The sequence below is a fragment of the Ruegeria sp. AD11(2025) genome (assembly GCF_056542405.1).
This window is the reverse complement of sequence record NZ_JBQFZU010000014.1, coordinates 14169-28653: the sequence shown is the minus strand read 5'-3', so window position 1 is coordinate 28653 and position 14485 is coordinate 14169. Positions and strand designations below refer to the sequence as shown.

General features: G+C 57.6%; 15 protein-coding genes, 1 tRNA gene and 1 pseudogene. 13 read left to right on the top strand and 4 right to left on the bottom strand.

Going from position 1 to position 14485, the window contains the following annotated elements; all coding sequences use genetic code 11:
* Positions 1-75 precede the first annotated feature (75 nt).
* The 6 genes from infA (at position 76) to ACR1XY_RS14370 (ending at position 2604) form a co-directional block, all read left to right on the top strand.
* The gene (gene infA / locus ACR1XY_RS14395) at positions 76-294 is read left to right on the top strand and encodes a translation initiation factor IF-1 (RefSeq protein WP_005978431.1); all 219 of its coding nucleotides are present in this window, start codon (positions 76-78) and stop codon (positions 292-294) included.
* An 11-nt stretch (positions 295-305) separates the two neighbouring features.
* Entirely contained in the window at positions 306-884 is a 579-nt protein-coding gene (locus ACR1XY_RS14390; RefSeq protein WP_480594310.1) for a Maf family protein, read from the top strand.
* Complete coding sequence (locus ACR1XY_RS14385; RefSeq protein ID WP_480594309.1) at positions 881-1903, top strand: ribonuclease E/G; 1023 nt, start codon at positions 881-883, stop codon at positions 1901-1903. Before ACR1XY_RS14390 ends, ACR1XY_RS14385 begins: the two co-directional genes overlap by 4 nt.
* Positions 1900-2082, top strand: coding sequence for a DNA gyrase inhibitor YacG (locus ACR1XY_RS14380; protein WP_480594307.1), 183 nt, complete (start codon positions 1900-1902; stop codon positions 2080-2082). The genes ACR1XY_RS14385 and ACR1XY_RS14380 overlap by 4 nt, the downstream gene beginning before the upstream one ends.
* A gap of 79 nt (positions 2083-2161) precedes the next feature.
* A tRNA-Phe gene (locus tag ACR1XY_RS14375) sits at positions 2162-2236 on the top strand.
* A gap of 38 nt (positions 2237-2274) precedes the next feature.
* Entirely contained in the window at positions 2275-2604 is a 330-nt protein-coding gene (locus tag ACR1XY_RS14370) for a DUF6538 domain-containing protein (protein ID WP_480594381.1), read from the top strand.
* Here ACR1XY_RS14370 and nagA read toward each other — a convergent pair.
* The 4 genes from nagA to ACR1XY_RS14350 are packed head-to-tail and all read right to left on the bottom strand — an operon-like array spanning position 2601 to position 6466.
* The gene (gene nagA / locus ACR1XY_RS14365; RefSeq protein WP_480594305.1) at positions 2601-3740 is read right to left on the bottom strand and encodes an N-acetylglucosamine-6-phosphate deacetylase; all 1140 of its coding nucleotides are present in this window, start codon (positions 3738-3740) and stop codon (positions 2601-2603) included. The two genes, ACR1XY_RS14370 and nagA, sit on opposite strands and share 4 nt — an antisense overlap.
* Positions 3737-4765 carry an SIS domain-containing protein gene (locus tag ACR1XY_RS14360; RefSeq protein WP_480594303.1) on the bottom strand — a complete coding sequence of 343 codons (1029 nt, stop codon included), beginning with the start codon at positions 4763-4765 and terminating at the stop codon, positions 3737-3739. Before ACR1XY_RS14360 ends, nagA begins: the two co-directional genes overlap by 4 nt.
* Before the next feature lie 26 nt (positions 4766-4791).
* A complete protein-coding gene (locus tag ACR1XY_RS14355) occupies positions 4792-5547 on the bottom strand; it encodes a GntR family transcriptional regulator (RefSeq protein WP_480594380.1) in 756 nt (251 codons plus the stop codon).
* Between the two features lies 1 nt (position 5548).
* Positions 5549-6466 (bottom strand): glucosamine kinase nucleotide-binding domain-containing protein, encoded by a 918-nt coding sequence (locus ACR1XY_RS14350; protein WP_480594301.1) that lies wholly within the window; start codon positions 6464-6466, stop codon positions 5549-5551.
* Positions 6467-6703: 237 nt separating this feature from the next.
* Here ACR1XY_RS14350 and ACR1XY_RS14345 point away from each other — a divergent pair, with 237 nt between their 5' ends.
* From ACR1XY_RS14345 to ACR1XY_RS14315, 7 genes and pseudogenes are all read left to right on the top strand, one after another.
* Positions 6704-7603, top strand: a complete 900-nt coding sequence (locus ACR1XY_RS14345) for an N-acetylmuramic acid 6-phosphate etherase (protein ID WP_480594299.1) — start codon at positions 6704-6706, stop codon at positions 7601-7603.
* 39 nt (positions 7604-7642) lie between these two features.
* Entirely contained in the window at positions 7643-8896 is a 1254-nt protein-coding gene (locus tag ACR1XY_RS14340; protein ID WP_480594296.1) for an ABC transporter substrate-binding protein, read from the top strand.
* 218 nt (positions 8897-9114) lie between these two features.
* Positions 9115-10056 carry a carbohydrate ABC transporter permease gene (locus ACR1XY_RS14335; protein WP_480594379.1) on the top strand — a complete coding sequence of 314 codons (942 nt, stop codon included), beginning with the start codon at positions 9115-9117 and terminating at the stop codon, positions 10054-10056.
* Between the two features lie 10 nt (positions 10057-10066).
* The gene (locus tag ACR1XY_RS14330) at positions 10067-10906 is read left to right on the top strand and encodes a carbohydrate ABC transporter permease (RefSeq protein ID WP_480594294.1); all 840 of its coding nucleotides are present in this window, start codon (positions 10067-10069) and stop codon (positions 10904-10906) included.
* Complete coding sequence (locus ACR1XY_RS14325) at positions 10903-11937, top strand: Gfo/Idh/MocA family protein (RefSeq protein WP_480594292.1); 1035 nt, start codon at positions 10903-10905, stop codon at positions 11935-11937. Before ACR1XY_RS14330 ends, ACR1XY_RS14325 begins: the two co-directional genes overlap by 4 nt.
* The gene (locus ACR1XY_RS14320) at positions 11934-12929 is read left to right on the top strand and encodes an ABC transporter ATP-binding protein (RefSeq protein ID WP_480594290.1); all 996 of its coding nucleotides are present in this window, start codon (positions 11934-11936) and stop codon (positions 12927-12929) included. Before ACR1XY_RS14325 ends, ACR1XY_RS14320 begins: the two co-directional genes overlap by 4 nt.
* Before the next feature lie 23 nt (positions 12930-12952).
* A pseudogene (locus ACR1XY_RS14315) lies at positions 12953-13045 on the top strand (IS5/IS1182 family transposase); the annotation flags it as partial.
* Between the last annotated feature and the right edge of the window lie 1440 nt (positions 13046-14485).

Below are 14485 nucleotides of genomic sequence, written 5' to 3'. Positions count from 1 at the left end.
AATAGGGCCGAAATAGGCTCATTTAAGCCCACATCCCCGTAGATTCTGCGGGTGCAACGTAATGATGGAGACAACATGGCCAAGGAAGATACGCTCGAATTTCCCGGTGTCGTGAAGGAACTCCTGCCTAATGCGACGTTTCGGGTCGAGCTGGAAAACGGCCATGAGATCATCGCACATACGGCAGGCAAGATGCGCAAGAACCGCATCCGCGTTCTGGCCGGCGACAAGGTTCAGGTCGAGATGACCCCGTATGATCTGACCAAGGGTCGGATCAACTACCGCTTCAAGTAACGCCTGCCGCAATGGCGTTTATCTTAGGATCGGGCAGCCCAAGGCGGCTGGACCTGCTGGCCCAGCTTGGTGTGCAGCCCGATGCGATTCGCGCCCCCGACATCGACGAAACGCCCCTGAAGGGCGAGCTGCCGGTGCCCTACTGCAGCCGTATCACGCGGGCCAAAGTGCAGGCGGTGCAGGCGGATAATGGCGATATAACCCTGTGCGCCGACACCACCGTCGCGCTGGGTCGCCGCATTCTGGGCAAACCCGAAGACGCAGGCCAAGCGGCCGAATTCCTGCATGCCTTGTCCGGTCGGCGGCACCGCGTGATCACCTCGGTCGCCGTGCGGCGTGGGGACCGGATATTGCAGCGAGATGTTGTTTCCCAAGTCAAGGTCAAACGTTTGTCGGACGTGGAAATCAACGCCTACCTGGCGACCGGAGACTGGCAGGGAAAAGCAGGTGCCTACGCCATCCAAGGTCCAGCAGGTGGCTTCATCCCATGGATTTCGGGCTCGTTCACCGGCATTGTGGGTTTGCCACTATCTGAGACTGCCGCCCTTTTGCAAGGCATCGGTTATCCGCTGTATCGTGAGGCATCATGAAGGGTCGTACCATCGTTCTGGACCATATTGAAAACCGCGAAGCAGCTGCTTTGATGGTGGACGGAAAGCTTGACGATTTCCTGATCGCGTCAGACGCTCCCGTGCCGGGCACGATCTATCGCGCCCGCGCCGACCGTCCGGTCAAAGGGCAGGGCGGTATGTTCCTGACAACGCCTGAGGGCCCGGCCTTTCTGCGCCAGGTCAAGGGGTTGGCGCCGGGTGCGCTGTTACTGGTGCAAGTCACGGGTTATGCTGAACCGGGCAAAGCGCTGCCGGTAACCGACCGTATCCTGTTCAAAAGCCGCTATGCAATTGTCACACCCGATGCGCCCGGCCTGAACATCTCGCGTTCCATCCGTGACGAAGAAGAGCGCGACCGTCTGCTCGAGATCGCGCATGAATGCATGGAGAGCAGCGACTATGGCCTGATCCTGCGGTCGTGCTGCGAGGGCGAGGATGCGGGCGAGATTGCCGAAGATATCAGCGCCATGCTGGCCCACGCTGATCAGGTTCTGAAAGATTCCGGGGCTGAGCCCGCGCTTTTGCTCGAAGGTGACGGCCCGCACGTATTGGCCTGGCGCGACTGGACCGACCCGGCTGAGGTCCTGACGCAGGCGGGCGGGTTCGAGGTGCAGGGCGTGCTTGACGCGCTGGACGTGGCGCGCGGGATATCCGAGCCGCTTCCGGGCGGGGGCCACCTGTTCATCCAGCCCACGCGCGCTTTGGTTGCCGTGGATGTGAACACCGGGTCCGATACGTCTCTGGCCGCTGGCACCAAAGCCAATTTCGCCTGCGCCAAGACGCTGGCCCGTGCGCTGCGTGTACGCGGCCTTGGTGGGCAAATCACGGTGGACCTGGCCCCCATGCCCAAGAAGGACCGCCGCGGCTTTGAAGCGGCACTGCGCGCTGCGTTCAAGGCAGATGGGATCGAGACCACTCTGGCCGGCTGGACACCGTTGGGGCACTATGAACTGCAGCGTAAACGTGGCCGTATTCCGCTGTCGGAGGTGTTCAAATGAGTTGTCCGATCTGCGGTGAAGACACGGTGATGAGGTTCCGCCCGTTCTGCTCAAAACGCTGCGCTGATATCGACTTGGCCAAGTGGTTTAACGGGTCATATGCGGTTCCGTCACAGCGCGAAGAAGACCTGGACGCGGACGTCACTGAGGGGGAAACAGAGCAATCCCGCCCACATTGAAAAAATGTCAAAAAGGCTCTGGACACTGCCAGTGGCAAGTCATAGAAGGCCTCCACCCAACGATGAACATCGTTCCCGTGCCCGGGTAGCTCAGGGGTAGAGCAGTGGATTGAAAATCCTCGTGTCGGTGGTTCGATTCCGCCCCCGGGCACCACTTTTAGTCATAACCTGTTGTTCGCCATCAGTTTTCTTGTGGAGACTGCGAGGGCGTATGGCAAATCGGTGCCGTATTCGTTCACCAAGAACGGCATTTATTACTTCGAGAGGCGGGTCCCAGCGGACCTTTTGGAGCATTACAACACGAGGAAGATCGCGTTTTCCTTACAAGCTCTTGTTCCGCAATTTGACCCGAATGACAAATGTGCCATCGAAACAACTGAAGAAGGCAAGGCTTTGGCTGTACGACGGATCATGTATCTATGCCATTGGCATGACCGCTCCAATCTCAGCTTAAGGATGTCGCGACCTGCGCTAGGCGCGCAGCGCTTTTTGACAGGCGCTTGGTTTGCACTGGTTTCTTAAGCCAGGATGGAAGCCGCACTCAGATCCCGTGACAATCGTATTAGGTCCGATTGCATTCCGCTCCCGGTCTCGAGGGTCGACGGAGGGATTCCGGCCAGAGCCGCAGGAAAGCTGGTTGCTGCCCGCAATGCGGTCTCGATCGGCACGCCCACCTTTTCGACGAGCGTTCGAATGGCCTGCGTAAGATCAAGGTCGGCGCCAGCCAATGTCCCATCCGACAAGGTCAGGAGGCCGCCATCGCGCCGGATTTGCCGCCCTTCCAATGTGAACTCTGTGCAATCGGTTCCCGCAACGGCCATGGCGTCACTCACGAGAAAGATTTGCCCGGGACCGGTCTTTGCGTGCCAAGCCGCGCGCATGGTCTCAGGATGAACATGCACCGCATCAGCGATCAGCCCAGACGACACATTCCCATCGGCAAGTGTTGCGCCAACAAGCCCGGGTTCACGGTTTCCAAGCTGGCTCATGGCGTTGAAGAGATGTGTGACGCAGCGCGCGCCAGCGGCAAAAAACTTACGACATGTGTCGTACCCGGCATCTGTGTGACCCAGGGACACAAGCACCCCGGCTGCAGAAAGCACTCTGACTTGATCCTCTGAAACGTTTTCCGGAGCGATTGTGATCTTCAGTACGGGCAAATTCTCAGCAGCGGCCAATAGTGTATCAAGATCGCTCGGTTCCATTGGGCGAATGAGGGAGGGGTCGTGTGCTCCCTTGCGCGCAATCGAAAGATGCGGCCCCTCGAGGTGCAGACCTGCGATCCCCGGCACATCTGCGCGGATGGCATCTGTTGCGGCGGCAATGGCGGCCCGGGTCTTTTCTGCTGTGTCAGTTATCAATGTTGGCAAGAGGGCTCGGACACCAAGACGCAAATGCGCCGAAGATATCCTGCGAAGCGTTTCGACCGAAGGATCGTCATTGAACATGACGCCGTCACCGCCATTGACCTGCAAATCGACATATCCAGGGCTGAGGATATCTCCGTTCAGATCGATCACCTCTCCGTCCCTCGGTACGTCGGCGTCCGGCCCAAACTCTGTCAGGTGACCTTCCTCAAACCGCACTGCAAAACCGTCCCGCAGGGTCGATCCATCGAAGATACCGCCATTCCGGAAAACTTTCGCACCCTGTGTCATACGGTTTCCGTCACCTTCCTCAGATGGCGCGGCGTGTCCGGATTGATCTTACGCGCGGCGGCCACGGTTTCGACCATGCCATAGAAAGACACGATGGCAGCAATGGGGTCGGTGATCCAATGATCTGTGCGCACATGAGGCAACGGGTCTGCCTCACGCACCTTGCCGGAGGTGGCAAAAACATGTGCGCCTTTGGTTGCCAGTGCATCGGCCACTTCGGCCACAGTGTCTTCGGCGGCGTCGCCGGCCGCAAAGGCAATGACCGGAAAGCCCTGCTCCACAATGGAGACCGGCCCATGCAGCACCTCGGCGCTGGAATAGCTTTCCGCATGGATCTGGCAGGTTTCCTTGAATTTTAGTGCCGCTTCGTTGGAGATCGCCCAGGACGGGCCGCGCCCGAGGGTAAATAGCGACTGTCCGGTGATTGCTTCCGCTGCCTCCGTCCAGTCACAGCGCGTGGCTTTGTCGAGCACGTCGGGTAGAGTGTGGATGGCGCGGATCAGCTCGACATCGCCGCGCAGTTCGGCCAGCAGCCAGATCCCTGCGACCAGCGAAGTGACGAAGGTTTTGGTGGCGGCAACGCTCAATTCTGGGCCTGCATGGATCAGCAGAGTGGCGGCGGTGGCCTTGGCCAGCGGTGAATCTGCGTCATTGGTGATCGCAACGGTAAAGGCGCCCGAGGCGGCAAACGCCTCTGTCAGGCGCACGATATCAGGGCTTTGGCCCGATTGTGACACCGAGAGGCAAAGTGCGCCCTTGGCTCGGATTTCGGCGCCATAGATTGACTTCACGGACGGACCGACCGAGGCCATTGGTAAGCCCAATAGCAGTTCGGTGGCGTATTTCAGATAGGTCGCCGCATGATCAGACGAACCGCGCGCCACCGAAAGAAGATAGGGCAGATTGCGGTCGGCCAGTGCGGATTTGGTCTGGGCGATGGCGTCAGCTCCATCGGTCAGCAACCGGTCCACGGCTTGCGGGATTTCGTTGATCTCGGCGCGCATGCGGGTCATGGATTGGGTCATTTGGGCAGCCTTTTCATAGGGGTGGGTCAGGGTGACAAGCGCAGCTCGGCAACGAAATCATAGGTATCGCCGCGATAGATCGACCGTGTCAGTTCTGCCGCACGCCCGCTCTCAAGATAAGAGATACGCTGGATCTTCAGACCGGCCGTGCCTTCGGCAACGCCAAGCAGTTCGGCCTCGTGCGCATCGAGGTTGATCGCCGAGATTTTCTGGATCGCGCGCACCGGGCGGTGGCCGCTTTGTTCGAGGATTTCGTAAAGTGAGGTTGTCACTGCAAGAGGGTTGGGCAGGATGTCGAGGGGTAAGGCTGCGCGTTCCAGCGCCATCGGGTGCCCATCCGCTTCGCGCAGCCGGTGAATTCGCGCCACGCTGTCGCCCGCTGACAGACCCAGGGTCAGTACCTCTTCCGGTGAGGGCATGAACACGCCGCGTTCCAGCCATGTCGACGAGGTGGTCAGCCCGCGCCGCTCCATGTCTTCGGTGAATGAGGTGAGATGCGACAGCAACTGTTCCACGCGCCCCACCGGTTCGCGCACAAAAGATCCAGATCCCTGGCGCTGTTCAATGGCGCCGGTCTTGACCAGTTCCTGAATAGCCTTGCGCACGGTCACACGAGACAGGTCGGTGATCTCGGCAATCTCACGTTCAGGCGGCAGCGAACTGCCGGGTGGCAGTAACCCGCTGTTGATGCCTTTTTCCAGACGGCGATGCAATTGCACATAGCGTGGACCGGGGGAGTGACCCAGCCAGCCTTCGGGCTGCAGAAAATCGGCGACGGACATTTCAGCAACGGACATGGGTCTCTCTCCTCGTGGTTTTTTTGGCGGCGCAAGCGGAGGCAAATTCCTCGGCCAGGGCAATTGCCCCATCCAGCGGTTGCCCTTCCGGGTCGTGCAGGGCGGATTTCATCGCTGCGGGCAAATAGGGTGCATAGGATGGGCCGATTCCACCGGTCAGGCAGATGCGCATCCCGTTCTGCCAGCCAAGAGTGGTCAGGGTGGCCGCGATGTGGTTCGCGGCCTGTTGCAGGATTGCGCGCGATATCGGACAGCCTTCGGCGGCCAAGCGCGTGACCTCCGGGGCAAAGCGACCAAACCGGGCCGGTGTGGCGCTGGCAGCAAAGCGCACCACCTCTGCAGGGCTGCCCAGGGTGGTCAGAATGTGGCTTGACAAAGTCGAGGCTTCAATCAGCCCGTCCACAACGTCAAGACTGCGTGCCAGGGCCTGGCGGCCAACCCATTGCGCCGAGGCTTCATCGCCCAGCACCGGACCCCAGCCGCCGACAAAGCGCATCTGGCTTTCGATCTGCGTTGCGACGAAAGACCCGGTGCCGCAATGGGCAACCATCCCGTCCCGCACACCCAGCACCCCGCGTAATGCGGCAGGGCGGTCATCTTCGATGCGGATTTTAGAAAAGGACAAAGCCGCGGCCAATTGCATGGCAATGTCCTCTCCGGTGATGCCAGCCAAGCCCAGATAGGCGGGCAGCGCGGCTATCTCATCCACTGTTAGCCCGGAGATCTGTGCCAGTGTATCAGCCCCGTGCCGAATTTCCTGCGTGGCCGCGGCAAAATCGCTGGTCACATTTGCCGAGCCAGTCTCTGTCACGTGCATCTGTCCGGATGGGTCGCGCAGGGCCAGTCGACAGCGTGTTCCGCCCCCGTCAACGGCCAGAAAAGGAAGATCTGTGCGTGTCGTCATGAGAATACCTATATAATACCTGTGTGCGGAATGAAAGAAAAAAATAGTCCAATATGTACCCAAAGGCCGCTAATAGGCGCAATTTTTAGGGGAATTATGGGGTGGCAAAATAAATGGTAGACAAATGGTATCTAAAAGGTATGATCACTGGATAACTGAAACCGGATTCGTCTTCAGATTTGTCCGGGCGGTTTGAGAAGAGTTTAGGGGAGGCGCCCAGGGCGCGACATCGCAATCATGGCTGACCAAACTGCAAACACCACCGAAAAGCTGCATGGCAAGGCCGCGGGCCTGGACCGCCTGCCGCTGGATGTGGTGGCAGGTATTCTGGCGGATGGTCAGCAAAACGCCGCTGCGGCGGTTTGCCAAAGCGCTGCCCAAATGGCCACCGCTGCCCGTGTGATGGCCGAAACCATCCGAAACTGTGGCACTCTGTATTATATTGCCGCCGGGTCGTCAGGGCTGATGGCTGCCGCTGATGCGATGGAGCTGGGCGGCACTTTTTCCATCCCGCCCGCGCAGATCCGAATTCTGATGGCCGGGGGTATTCCCACTACGCCGGAAATGCCCGGTGACAGCGAAGATCAATCTGATGCGCTGGGCTGCGCCTTGTCCGGGCTTGCGCCAAAGGACACGGTGATCACTGTTTCTGCCAGTGGCAGTACCCCCTATACCCTGGCCGCCGCACGGATTGCCAAAAGCAGGGGCGCGGCAGTGATCGGCATTGCCAACAATGCAGGAAGCGCGCTTTTGGACTTGGCCGATTGCGCGATTTGCCTGCCCACCCCACCCGAGGTCCTGTCGGGCTCCACCCGCATGGGGGCCGGCACCGCACAGAAAATCGCCTTGAACACGCTGTCGACCCTGATGGCGGTGGAACTGGGCCATGTGTATGACGGGATGATGGTAAACCTGCGTGCCGACAATGCAAAGCTGCGCGCCCGCGCAACCGGGATTGTCGCACGGATTTCAGGCCAGGAGGAGGCTGCCGCCGAAAGCGCGCTGCGGCGTGCCGGTGGTGATGTGAAGCGGGCGATCCTGATCGCCACCGGGGCGACCCCCGACCAGGCTAAAGACCTGATCAAACGAACCAACGGTCATTTGCGACCGGCCCTGTCGGTCCTGACCAAGGAATAACCACCACGATAACATTGCGGAATTAACTGGGAGGAAACAATGAAACGCAAACTGATGACGCTGGCACTGGCCAGCACGGCCATGGTGGCCACCTCTGCTATGGCAGATGACGTGACCATCACGATTGAAAGCTGGCGCAACGACGATCTGGCGCTGTGGCAGGACAAGATCATCCCGGCCTTTGAAGCTGCCCATCCCGGCATCAAGGTTAAGTTCACTCCGTCGGCCCCGGCGGAATACAATGCCGTTTTGAATTCGAAACTGGATGCCGGGTCTGCTGGCGACATCATCACCTGTCGTCCGTTTGACGCCTCGCTGGCGCTGTTCGAAGCCGGTCATCTGACCGACCTTGGCGACATGGAAGCGATGAGCAACTTCTCGGACGTGGCGAAATCTGCCTGGCAAACCGATGATGGTTCGGCAAGCTTCTGCGTGCCGATGGCATCGGTGATCCACGGTTTTATCTACAACAAAGAAGCGTTCGAGGAAGTGGGAGTTGAAGTTCCGACTACCGAGGCGGAATTCTTTGCCGCCCTGGAAGCTTTCAAGGCGGATGGGAACTATATCCCGATGGCAATGGGCACCAATGACCAGTGGGAAGCGGCCACAATGGGTTACAACAACATCGGCCCGAACTACTGGAAAGGTGAAGAAGGTCGTCTGGCATTGATCGCGGGCGAGCAGAAGCTGACCGATGAGGCCTGGACCGCACCCTATGCAACCCTTGCCAAATGGAGCGCTTATCTGGGGGACGGCTTTGAAGCACAGACCTACCCTGACAGCCAGAACCTGTTCACGCTGGGGCGCGCCGCGATCTATCCGGCCGGCAGTTGGGAAATCTCAGGCTTTAATGCGCAGGCCGATTTCGAAATGGGAGCCTTCAAACCACCGGTGCAGAACGCAGGTGACACCTGCTATATCTCGGATCATACGGACATTGGCATTGGTATGAATGCCAAAACCGCCAACCCGGAAGCGGCCAAAACATTCTTGGCCTGGGTGGCGTCGCCGGAATTTGCCTCGATCTTCGGCAATGCATTGCCGGGCTTTTTCCCGCTGTCCAAGGAACAGGTTGAGCTGTCTGATCCGTTGGCCAAGGAAATTATTGGCTGGCGAGATGAGTGCGAAAGCACCATCCGTTCCACCTATCAGATCCTGTCGCGCGGCACCCCGAACCTCGAGAACGAGACCTGGGGGGCGTCTGTGGCCGCCATCAAAGGCACGTCTACCCCGGAAGAGCTGGGCGCCAAGCTGCAGGACGGGCTTGCCTCCTGGTACGAGCCGCATAAGTAAAGGCTGATACGGACGGCCGGATACCTTTTTCCGGCCGTCATGCCACCCAAAAGGTGGATCACTTCGAGCAAAGACGAACGAGAACCAAGGATTGGGTGGGCGCCGTGCGCCTGATCCCCGGAGAGGCTTCGCCATGATGCGCGCATTCTCCGCAATCTTTGAAGCCGTTCCCTCGCCGGAGGGAACACATGACACTCAACAGAACGGGAGAGCTCAGCATGTCTGACCAACTGCCCAAAGGGGCGCAGAACCGCAGCCCGATCCGCTGGCATATCCTTGTATTCCTTGCACCTGCCGTGCTGGTCTACACCGCGATTATGATCTTCCCGCTCTTCAACACCTTACGTCTCGCTCTTTACAGCGAGGTGGAGAATACTCGGATTTTTGTGGGGCTGGAGAACTTCCGCACCCTGTTTTTTGACCCAATCTGGTCCAAGCAATTCTGGAACGCGCTTGGCAACAACTTCTGGTTTTTCATCGTGCATATGTTGGTGCAGAACCCGATTGGGGTTGCGCTTGCTGCGATCCTTAGCCATCCCCGGCTTCGCTTTGCTGCCCTTTATCGTTCGGCCATTTTTCTTCCCACTATCCTCAGCTTTGTGATTGTCGGCTTTGCATGGAAACTGATCCTGTCGCCGATCTGGGGGATTGCGCCGTCGATGCTGGACGCAGTGGGGTTGAAATCGCTGTTTGCGCCGTGGCTGGGCAAAGAGGAATATGCGCTGACCGCGCTGGCGCTGATCTCGGTCTGGCAGTTTGTGGGCATTCCGATGATGCTGATCTATGCCGCCCTTCTGACCATTCCGGAAGAAATTTTGGAAGCGGGTGAGATTGACGGGATCACCGGCGCTGCCGCCTTCTGGAAGATCAAGTTACCGCTGATCCTGCCGTCGATCGGGATCATCTCGATCCTGACTTTCGTGGGCAATTTCAACGCGTTTGACCTGATCTATGCCTCGCAGGGCGCATTGGCGGGGCCGGATTTCTCGACCGATATTCTGGGTACCTTCATGTATCGCACCTTCTTTGGTTTTCAGTTGCAACTGGGGGATCCGCATATGGGATCGGCCATTGCCGGCGCTATGTTCGCGATCATTCTTCTCGGAGTCTGCGGCTATCTGTTCGGCATCCAGACCCGGATGCGCCGCTATCAGCTGTAAGGAGGCCGAGATGAACCAAGCCCGTCGCAACCCGTTGAACGTTGCCGCCATGCATGGCGCGCTGATCCTTTACACGCTGATTGCGCTGTTTCCGGTCTTCGTGATCCTGATCAACAGCTTCAAGACCCGCAAAATGATCTTTCGCGAGCCCTTGGCCCTGCCGAACAGCGAGAGCTTTTCCATGGTTGGCTATGAGACCGTGATGAAACAGGGGGATTTTTTCCTCTACTTCCAGAATTCGATGATAGTGACCGTGGCGTCGCTGTTCTTTGTACTGCTGTTCGGTGCGATGGCGGCCTATGCGCTGAGCGAGTATCGCTTCAGGGGCAACACGATGATGGGGCTTTACCTCGCATTAGGTATCATGATCCCGATCCGCATCGGCACAGTGGCCATTCTTGAACTGATGGTCTCGACTGGGCTCGTCAACACACTTTGGGCGCTGATCCTGGTCTATACGGCGCAGGGCCTGCCATTGGCGGTATTCATCCTGTCGGAATTCATGCGGCAGGTCAGTGACGATCTGAAGGACGCTGGGCGGATTGACGGCCTGTCGGAATACACGATCTTCTTCAAACTGGTGCTGCCGCTTGTGCGCCCCGCCATGGCGACGGTGGCCGTCTTTAACATGATTCCAATCTGGAATGACCTCTGGTTCCCGCTGATCCTTGCCCCCGCCGAAGAAACCAAAACGCTCACCTTGGGCAGCCAGGTCTTCATCGGCCAGTTCGTGACCGACTGGAACGCGGTCCTGTCCGCGCTGTCGATGGCAATTCTGCCGGTGCTGATCCTTTATGTGATCTTCTCGCGCCAGTTGATCCGCGGCATCACCTCCGGTGCGGTGAAATGATCCGGGTTCTGATTGCAGGGCTGGGCAACATGGGGACAAGTCACGCGCTTGCCCACCATAATAACGCCGGTGCCGAGATTGTCGCTCTTGTGAACCGCTCGGGTCGAGTCAATCAACCGGAATTGGCCAACTATCCTGTTTTTACCGATTTCCACGAAGCGCTGGCAGAAACCAAGCCGGATTTAGTGGTTATCGCCACCTATTCCGACAGCCACGCCGATTTTGCCGTGGCGGCGATGGAAGCAGGTGCCCATGTGTTCGTGGAAAAACCACTGGCCATTACGGTGGCAGATGCAATGCGTGTGGTCGCGACCGCCACCCGGCTGCGGCGAAAACTGGTGGTGGGGTATATTCTGCGCCATCACCCAAGCTGGGTGCGGCTTATCAAAGAGGCACGTGCGCTTGGCGGACCTTACGTGTTCCGCATGAACCTGAACCAACAATCCAAAGGTGCGGAGTGGGACACCCACAAGGCCCTGATGCAGACCACCGCTCCAATCGTCGATTGCGGCGTGCATTATGTCGATGTCTGGTGCCAGATCACCGACGCCGCCCCCGTGCAGGTGAATGGTATCGGGTTGCGCCTGTCTGATGAGATTTCCTCCGACATGTATAATTACGGCCAGTTTCAGGTCATATTCGAAGATGGATCCGTGGGCTGGTACGAAGCGGGCTGGGGGCCGATGATGTCGGAAACCGCATTTTTCGTGAAAGATGTGATTACCCCCACCGGATCCGTATCGATCACCGAAGCGGATAAATCGGACAGTTCCAATGTGGACAGCCACACCGCCGTTGGGGGGCTGCTGGTCCACCGTCCTGAAGGCGATCATTTGATCGCCTTGCCGGATGAACCCGGCCATCAAGCGCTGTGTGATGCCGAACAGGCCCATATGCTTGAGGCCATTTCTGAAAATCTCGACCTCACCCGTCACATGCAGGATGCGGTGCGGTCCCTTGCCATTTGCCTGGCTGCGGACACAAGTGTGCGCACCGGCCAACCCGTCAGCCTAGAAGAGGAGACATCATGACCGCTCTTTCCCTACGCAAAGTGAACAAATCCTTTGGTCCGGTGCACGTGCTGAAAGACATCGACATTGAAGTGGAAGAAGGTGAATTTGTCGTGTTCGTCGGCCCCTCGGGCTGTGGCAAGTCGACCCTTTTGCGGGTGATCGCGGGGCTTGAGGATGCAACGTCCGGCGAAATCTATATTGGTGATGATCTTGTCAATACGACCCCTCCATCGAAACGCGGCATCGCCATGGTGTTCCAAAGCTATGCTTTGTATCCGCACTTGAATGTGCGCGGCAACATGACCTTGGCGTTGAAACAGGAAAAACAATCGAAAGAAGTCATCGACCAGCGGGTGGAAGAAGCCAGCCGGATGCTGGATCTCGCTCCTTATCTTGATCGCTTCCCGTCCGAATTGTCCGGAGGCCAGCGTCAGCGGGTGGCGATTGGTCGGGCCATTGTACGACAGCCGAAACTGTTCCTGTTTGACGAACCCCTTTCGAATCTCGATGCAGCTTTGCGCATGAATACACGGCTGGAAATCGCCCAGCTGCACGCGCAGCTTGGGGCCTCGATGATCTATGTGACCCACGACCAGACCGAGGCCATGACGCTTGCCGACAAGATCGTCGTTCTGCGTGACGGGCGGGTGGAACAGATCGGTAGCCCGATGGAGCTTTATAACAATCCCGCCAATCAGTTTGTTGCCGGATTTCTGGGGTCACCGGCGATGAATTTCCTTCCCGCCGGGCTGCTGTCCGAAGGCGACGACCGCACCATGGGCGTGCGTCCTGAGGATCTGTTTCCGGACAATGACGGCCTGATTACAGCTCGGGTCAATCATGTCGAGAAACTCGGCGGCGATACCAACGTCATTGCCAAGGTGAACGATCTTCAGATCACTGCGCGTCTGTTCGGACAGCATGCGGTGGAACAGGGTCAGGAACTTCGCCTCGGCTATGATCCGCAAAGAGTTTACTATTTCAATCGCGAAGGGGCACGCATGGATTAAGCAAGGGAGGCGCAAAAGGGGGGTATGGCAAGTCGAGAGTTGATGATCGGCGTGTGCCAAGCGAGATAATTTTCATTAACCGCAATGGGTTGCGATGGTCTGATGCAGCCCGTGAGTAGAGGTTTTCAAACAGGTCATATTTGCACTCGTATTGCTGCGAGGCCGGGACTGTCGCAGTCTCGTCGGGTGTCATTGTCCAGCAGATACCATTCAATGTCAGCAGCCCGTCGCTTTTACCGGGGAGAGTTTGAGCGGTCTCGGCAGCTTTGGAGGCGGCATCCGTTCAGGCTTTTTGATCCGCTGCATCAGCCAGCTTGCGAGTTTCGGCAATACCGTCTGTAAATTCGTGGCTAAAGCTGCATGGCAGTGTGCCGAGAAATCTGTGGGCTTCCGCTGGCGACCCGGTCGAAGTGTGAGAACGCGCTTTCAACCCAAGGCGAGAGCCAACCTCCGAGAAGTAGCGGCAACTGATCCATCATATCTGACCAGGAAACAAGCACTTTGAAATGTTGAGCGGTAGCAGAGCACGCGGCTGCTGTGAGAAATACTGAGGCACCTTCGTTGCCGCGACACAGGTTGTCTTTTCTGACCTCTTCGTGAACGAGTTCGTTGAGCATGGTACAACCGCGTCCACTCAGGACAATTGAAAGTTGAAAGCGGGTTGGTGGCCGTTATTCTCAGTTTCACCCAGCCCCTGAAGAGCAGCGGAAGCTCTGATGCTTGAGCGCAATCGAGCCTTTGCAGCGGTTCGTGGCGCCATTTCTTGCAAACAAGGCGCATAAAACTGGCGTTCTTGAGAGTTGGTTTTGCTCGACTAGAAGCGCGCTGTTTCGATCTTGGCCCGTGAGGTCAAGCAATGTACCGAATAAGAGCCGAATAAAGTATTAACCTAGTGCCTTTGTTAATAGAAACCCGCATCTGGTACCGGTTTTACCCATCTGTCGCCGTTTGTAATCTTATCCCGACATTATTTGATTCAATCGATTTGATCCGGTTTTTTCCTGTTTTGGCGGGCGCAGCTTGTAAAAATCGCACCGTTGTTTTCCCTTTTTTGACGGTCATTTTATGCGGCAGAGTTACCGTATAACGAGATTTCGGATCACATTTCCAAGCGCGGCCAATGCTTGCCGTTGCAGTGGGCCAGATCGGGTGTATGGCAAAAAATATCGGAGACGGTTGTGCAAGACATTCGGTAATGCCGGAGATCGGTTCTCAGGTTGAATTATGTCGCCGCCTCTTGCCGAATGGCGCGAAGTTTTCCGGAACTATGTTGGACGGAACCGACATATGTTTTGCACTGGCGCTGGGTCACAAATGTGCACCTATTTGCAAAAAAGCGAAACTAAATTACGATAATATCGCATAGTGCAGTTTGCCGCATGTAATTCTTGAAGGTCGGCGTACTGGCATGGTTCAATTTTCTGGCCAACCCGGCGCAGCAAGCCGCTGGCCAAGAAACCGGGGAAGTTCCACCTTCCCGCCACTGTTCGAAAGGTGCGTCGGTGTCCGATAGGGACACAAGAACAAGTGCCACGGATGACCAACATGGAGATATC

Coding starts and splice junctions, on each gene's coding strand:
- ACR1XY_RS14340 (WP_480594296.1), top strand. CDS start 7,643: ATGAAACGCAAACTGATGACGCTGGCACTGGCCAGCACGGCCATGGTG.
- ACR1XY_RS14345 (WP_480594299.1), top strand. CDS start 6,704: ATGGCTGACCAAACTGCAAACACCACCGAAAAGCTGCATGGCAAGGCC.
- ACR1XY_RS14330 (WP_480594294.1), top strand. CDS start 10,067: ATGAACCAAGCCCGTCGCAACCCGTTGAACGTTGCCGCCATGCATGGC.
- infA (WP_005978431.1), top strand. CDS start 76: ATGGCCAAGGAAGATACGCTCGAATTTCCCGGTGTCGTGAAGGAACTC.
- ACR1XY_RS14385 (WP_480594309.1), top strand. CDS start 881: ATGAAGGGTCGTACCATCGTTCTGGACCATATTGAAAACCGCGAAGCA.
- ACR1XY_RS14380 (WP_480594307.1), top strand. CDS start 1,900: ATGAGTTGTCCGATCTGCGGTGAAGACACGGTGATGAGGTTCCGCCCG.
- ACR1XY_RS14335 (WP_480594379.1), top strand. CDS start 9,115: ATGTCTGACCAACTGCCCAAAGGGGCGCAGAACCGCAGCCCGATCCGC.
- nagA (WP_480594305.1), bottom strand. CDS start 3,740: ATGACACAGGGTGCGAAAGTTTTCCGGAATGGCGGTATCTTCGATGGA.
- ACR1XY_RS14390 (WP_480594310.1), top strand. CDS start 306: ATGGCGTTTATCTTAGGATCGGGCAGCCCAAGGCGGCTGGACCTGCTG.
- ACR1XY_RS14360 (WP_480594303.1), bottom strand. CDS start 4,765: ATGACCCAATCCATGACCCGCATGCGCGCCGAGATCAACGAAATCCCG.
- ACR1XY_RS14350 (WP_480594301.1), bottom strand. CDS start 6,466: ATGACGACACGCACAGATCTTCCTTTTCTGGCCGTTGACGGGGGCGGA.
- ACR1XY_RS14320 (WP_480594290.1), top strand. CDS start 11,934: ATGACCGCTCTTTCCCTACGCAAAGTGAACAAATCCTTTGGTCCGGTG.
- ACR1XY_RS14355 (WP_480594380.1), bottom strand. CDS start 5,547: ATGTCCGTCGCCGATTTTCTGCAGCCCGAAGGCTGGCTGGGTCACTCC.
- ACR1XY_RS14325 (WP_480594292.1), top strand. CDS start 10,903: ATGATCCGGGTTCTGATTGCAGGGCTGGGCAACATGGGGACAAGTCAC.